The organism is Burkholderia sp. FW306-1C-G01B, assembly GCF_058781685.1.
Map to the genome: position 1 here is coordinate 1 of NZ_JBYSWZ010000031.1, position 4,212 is coordinate 4,212.

General features: G+C 63.6%; 4 protein-coding genes. All 4 read right to left on the reverse strand.

Annotated features, from left to right (window positions below):
* Nucleotides 1–98: 98 nt before the first annotated feature.
* Complete coding sequence (locus AC3WLY_RS35100) at nucleotides 99–752, reverse strand: BspC domain-containing protein (RefSeq protein ID WP_175962907.1); 654 nt, start codon at nucleotides 750–752, stop codon at nucleotides 99–101.
* 139 nt (nucleotides 753–891) lie between these two features.
* On the reverse strand, nucleotides 892–1,566 hold the full coding sequence (locus AC3WLY_RS35105; protein WP_310138523.1) for an energy-coupling factor ABC transporter permease: 675 nt from the start codon (nucleotides 1,564–1,566) through the stop codon (nucleotides 892–894).
* 74 nt (nucleotides 1,567–1,640) lie between these two features.
* Nucleotides 1,641–2,477, reverse strand: a complete 837-nt coding sequence (locus tag AC3WLY_RS35110; RefSeq protein ID WP_175962909.1) for a response regulator transcription factor — start codon at nucleotides 2,475–2,477, stop codon at nucleotides 1,641–1,643.
* A 212-nt stretch (nucleotides 2,478–2,689) separates the two neighbouring features.
* On the reverse strand, nucleotides 2,690–3,907 hold the full coding sequence (locus tag AC3WLY_RS35115; RefSeq protein ID WP_492310895.1) for a DUF2863 family protein: 1,218 nt from the start codon (nucleotides 3,905–3,907) through the stop codon (nucleotides 2,690–2,692).
* Nucleotides 3,908–4,212: the final 305 nt, after the last annotated feature.

Consider the following 4,212-nt stretch of genomic DNA (forward strand, 5'->3'; position numbering starts at 1 on the left):
TGAAATACAAAACGCCCGATGCGGTGCATCGGGCGTTCTAGCGTCTGGATACTGTCAACCTATTCCAGGACTTGACATGTCGTTGCCGCTCCGTCGTATCAGGACTTCTTCGCGGTTTTCTTCTTCACGGCTTTCTTCTGGCCGCCTGATTTCTTCGTTGCGACGGCCTTCTTGCCGGTGCGGCCCGATGCCTTCGCCTTTGCATTACCTCGGTGCGATTTGCCCTTGAACTTCTTCGTCGAGGACGTGGAGCGCTCGACGCGCGGCTTCAGCGGCGGAACAGGGTCGTTCCAGCTGAACGCGAGCATTTGCTGGCCGACGTAGCCGCAACGGAATTTCAGCGGCGTCGGGTCGCTGCCGTCGCTGTGGACGCCGAGTCCGTCGACCGTGACCATGTTGTCGACCTTCACGCGCTGCTTGCCCTGGTCGAACGAGTCGTTCCACGGCGTGATCGTCGCGTTGCCGCTATCGAATGCGTTCGGCGCGAAGTCGACGCGATCGAAGGCCGACGACGTGCTGGCGATGAAGCTGCCGTGCGCCGCACAATCGGCCGCGAGCGGATCGGCATGCATTTCGTTGACGAATTTGTTGATCAGTTCGGAGCGCTGATCGAGCAGGTCGGCGAATACCGGTGTCGGAAGCGCAAGCGACAGGCCCGCGACACAGGCTGCCAGCTTGCCGAGCGCCCGGAGAATCCGGAGCGAGGCAGGTGAGCTGTCCATCTGGTTATTGGTGAGGAGCGAAGGAGACATCGGGCACGTATAGATGCCCGATGGAGAACAGGAGTTCAATCTTAGCGTAAAAAAGTTGTGCGGCAGTAGATGGCCTATTCTCCCGCGCTGCAGAAAATGCCGCCGGCACGTGCTGACGGTGCCCCGATCCGAAGGAGTTTCAGGCGCGCGGGCCGCCGAGGCGATAGCGCCGGACGTCGAAGGTCGTGACCCACGCAGGGCGATAGACGGCGATGAGCGCAGTCGCCATGCCGGTGAACCACGCTTCGCCGAGCGCGAGCAGTGCAGTGTTCAACAGATAGCCGGCAGGAATCACGACAGGCACGCCGTCCGCGAGGGCGAGCTGGACGCCGGCTGCTGCTGCGGCGACCGCGATGATCGCGATGGCCGGCGACAGGAATCCCTGGCCGGTGATGAACGACGCGAGGTTGTGCGGCAGCCATGCGAGCGCGGCGCGCTGCAGCAACGCCGACACGGCGACAGGCAGCGCGCCGTAGATCAGATAGGTCAGGCCAATGCCCTGCCACGGCGCGTCGAAGATGATCGCGGCCACCGCCGTGACGGCGCCCATTGCAATCAGCGCGAGCGTCCAGTCGAACAGCGTGACGAGCAGCGTTGCGCCCAGCAGATGCATGACGATGCCATCATCGAGCCACGCATTCGAGGCCCAGAGGACCGCGATTGCGGTGACGAGCGCAAGCCACACGTGCTGGAGCGTGGCGTCCTGAAGGCGCACGAAGGGGCGATTCCAGATCGCGAGCGTGAGCAGGGCCACGGCGGCGATCCAGCCACCGATGCCAACCCAGAGCGGAAGCGGTGTGAAAAGAAAACCCATGCGTTCATATTACTCGTTGAGCATCAAAGGTGGGAATCCACACATGTCGACCGTCGCAATATCGAGACTGTCTGCTAGCGCTCGCGCCGGAACCGTGCCCGCGGCTCGGCGGCGAGCGGCAGGTCCTGCGTGCCGGCATGCGCGGCTGGCAACGGGTACCGATGATCGTTCCGTGGCGTGCGTAGTGGAACGGTGCCGCGTTCGCCGATGGCCGGCTTGCGCGTGCGGTTGCGATTCGCCAGCAGCACTTCGAGGTGCGGCGACAGCCAGCCGTTGTAGATCGCGACCGCGGCGGCGCGGTTGACGGCGCCAAGCTGCTGAAAGATGCTGGCAAGGTGGATTTTCACGGTACCTTCGCTGATACCGAGCGTGCGGGCAATCATCTTGTTCGTGCTGCCCATGTGGACGAAGCGCATGATCTGCGCTTGCCTGGGCGACAACAGGCCGCTCGGCGGGCGGCGGGGCAGCGATCCGGCGAGCGTCTGGAAATGGGCCTCGTGGCGCGCTCCGGCGGCGGAGGGCAGCAGGCGGAGGGCGATCGGCGGGATGTAGTGTCCGCCCAGCAGCACCATCTCGAGCGCACGCACGATCAGGTGCGGCCGCGTGGAATGCGGGATCACGCCTGCTACGCCATAGTTGAAGAAGCGCTGGATGGCCTCCGGCGAGGCTTCGTCGATCATTACGGCCGCGGGCGTCGGCGAGCAGGCGCTGCAGAGTGCCTGCAGCTCGCTTAGCCGGCCGACGTCCAGCCAGTCGATCGCGACGAGGTCGAAACGCTGGGTGCGCAGCAGCCGGCGCGCCTGGAAGCTGTCGGGTGCATCGTTGATGCTGGCGTGGCGGTCGATCTGTCGCAACAGGGCCTTCAGTCCGTCACGCCGTTCGGCGTCTGAGTAAAGCACCAGGAACCGCATATTCAACCTCCGTAAGGGTGGGTCATTGATCTGCTGTCGGGCATGCGTTGGCCCCGATAATGACAAAGACCTTACACGATGTCTGCTTGGCTGAAAGGCTTAGGAAAAGTCTGAAATTTTGAGCGACGGAATATAGGACAAGAAAAAAGCCGCTCCGGCGGGAACCGGGAGCGGCTTCGGGAGGGCAGGCCGTTCGGGCCTGCCGCGAGAGGTTAGTGGAAGTGCGGTTGGGCGGGCGAGGCGTCTTCCGGCATTTCCGCGTGGACGATTTCGCCGAGCGGATCTGCGTAAAGCGGCACGCCGCAGTCGTCGCAGTATTCGGGTTCGAAGCGGCCTGCGTGCCGTCGGACGTCGGTTACACCGCATTCCTTCAACAGGCTCACGATTTCCTCGAGCGGCCCTTCGATCGGCGCCTCGCCTTCGAGCGTCGCGCTGTCGATCAACACGTCGCCGTTTTCACGACCGTAGAGCGGCCACACGACGCCGTAGATTACGTCGTTGCTCGCACGCCGAGTGAAGCCGACACGATATTCGTCGATACGGCGTTCGCCGAAGCCGGCGACCACCGCGCGCAGCTCCTGCGGTGCCGTACCAAGTGTGTCGAAAAGATAACGAATGGCGGTTCGCACCGTGTGTGGACGAATGCGTTCGTCCGCGTCGCGGCAGGCCGAGTAGTACGCGTCCGGAAGCAGGCACTCGAACTCGCATCCGGGCAGTGCGATCGACAGATTCGGGCCGCCTTGGGCCGTCCATTGTTCGAGGCACTGACCGCGCTCGATCCGGCTACCGCCTTCTTCTTCCTGCCAGCGGAACAGCGGCGCCCCGGCGGGCGCAGCGACGACGGCGAGCAGGAAGCGCGGGTCGGCCAGGATCGGCGAGGTTTCGGGCAGGTCGCCGAAGCTGAGCTTGGGTGTGTGCTGGCCGATCGCCGCATGCGCGAGCTGCTGGGCAAGACGGTAGGTCTCGACGTGATGCCGCGGCAACTGGTCGATGCTGTAGAGGAACGGGGCAAGCCCGACGAGCGTGCCGTTCGCAAGGACATGAGCCTGCAGGTGCGTTCGCAGCGCGTCGGCCACGTCGCCCTTGAGCGGGCCCGATGGAATCATGTAGCGCGTCCATGCGAGAACGGGGACGGCGACCAGCAGCGCATCGTACGGCTGGCCGTCGTGCTCGATCACCATCGACTCGCTGTGGGTCTCGGCCATGTCGGCGAGCGCGCCGTAGGCGTCGGGATGATTCTGCTGCAGATGGTCGAGGGCTGCGTCGAGCGTGGTCTGGTTGCCGTTGCGGACTATCTTGGCGAGCAGCGCGTCGAGCTTCGCTTCCCAGAAGCGATCCTCGATGCGGCTACCCGAGGCGAAGAGCGCAAGCGACAGACCGACCAGTTTGTCGGCATCGGGGGGGAGGCGTTTGGCGATTCGCTGGCGCATATTAAAGACGTATATAGAAAGAGGCGAAGAACCTCATATTCTAGTCCGTTCTTTGCACCATAAGCGGTCTTGTGCCCTGGCATGGCCGGACGGCCGAATTGCGGGTTTTGTAAAAAAGTTGCATCGAACCCCTTGCGCGATCGAAGCGAGGTGCATAGAATCACGCCTCTTTCGCGCTAACGGAAACGCGGCGCGGAAGAGGGGAAGCGAAGTCGGTGGTGTGCAGCGGGTTGGGCGCACGGCTGGCGCAGGAAGATGGACCGCGCAGTCGCAACGAAGTGGTTAAAAAGTTGTTGACGAGCTGC

Bases quoted from the DNA above. Each gene is read 5' to 3' on its own strand.
- AC3WLY_RS35105 (WP_310138523.1), bottom strand. From the start codon at position 1,566: ATGGGTTTTCTTTTCACACCGCTTCCGCTCTGGGTTGGCATCGGTGGC.
- AC3WLY_RS35115 (WP_492310895.1), bottom strand. From the start codon at position 3,907: ATGCGCCAGCGAATCGCCAAACGCCTCCCCCCCGATGCCGACAAACTG.
- AC3WLY_RS35100 (WP_175962907.1), bottom strand. From the start codon at position 752: ATGTCTCCTTCGCTCCTCACCAATAACCAGATGGACAGCTCACCTGCC.
- AC3WLY_RS35110 (WP_175962909.1), bottom strand. From the start codon at position 2,477: ATGCGGTTCCTGGTGCTTTACTCAGACGCCGAACGGCGTGACGGACTG.